The 973-nt window shown below is 61.0% G+C and carries 1 pseudogene; it reads right to left on the minus strand.

The annotated features are described in order from the left end of the window. Window positions 1-15: 15 nt before the first annotated feature. Window positions 16-925 (minus strand): annotated as a pseudogene (locus NQ018_RS11270) (IS5 family transposase). Window positions 926-973: the final 48 nt, after the last annotated feature.

Below are 973 nucleotides of genomic sequence, written 5' to 3' on the forward strand. Positions count from 1 at the left end.
ACTAGGGCGTGTCTCTTATATGCGTAACCAGACCAGAATCGCCGCAAGCACCACTCCCGCGCGATACGTGACCGCGAGCTTGTCATAACGCGTCGCAAGCCCGCGCCACTGCTTCATCAACCCAAAGGCCCGCTCGACCACGTTGCGGTCTTTGTACAGCTCCGCATCAAACCCGGGCGGTCGCCCGCCAGCACGACCCTTACGCTTCCTGGCAGCGATCTCATTAGACTTCTCCGGAATCACCGCGGCGATGCCGCGCTCACGCAGATACGCGCGGTTCACCCGTGACGTGTACCCGCGATCAGCAAGCAACGCATCAGGGCGCGTCCGCGCCTGCCCGCACCCAATTCTCGGGACCCGAATATCGCCGAGGACTTCCTGCAACATCGCGCCATCATGGCGTTGCCCGCCCGTCACCACAATCGACAGCGGCCGGCCATGCCCCTCGACAGCAAAATGTACCTTCGTGCTCAACCCTCCGCGTGATCTCCCGATCCCGTGACCTGCCGGTTCAATCTCGCATAACGGCAGATTCTTGTAATTCGATAGAGCCCCCTGTGTCCTGATCAGGGCGCGGCAGGTTCGTACCGTGCTGATGAGCACGGTTGATCGTCGCGTCGATTGACACGTTCCAGTCAATGTCGCCCACTGCATCGGCCTCGGCGAGGATGTGCGCGAATACGCGGTCCCAGGTGCCGTCGGTTGCGTAGCGGCGATGCCGCTTCCACACCGTCTGCCAGGGACCATACCGGTCGGGGAGATCTCGCCACGGGATTCCGGTGCGGTACCGGTAGATGATGCCCTCTACAACGCGGCGGCTATCACCAAACGGGCGGCCTTTACGGCCCTCATTCGTTGGCAGAAGTGGTTCAACTCGCTCCCACTGTGCATTCGTGAACTGCGTAAATCTAGACCGTTGTGACACACCTCAATCATGCTCGAGCACAGGCCCACAATTAGGAGACACGCCCTA

It is taken from the genome of Corynebacterium kozikiae (genome assembly GCF_024580965.1).
GTDB classification, from domain to species: Bacteria; Actinomycetota; Actinomycetes; order Mycobacteriales; family Mycobacteriaceae; genus Corynebacterium; species Corynebacterium kozikiae.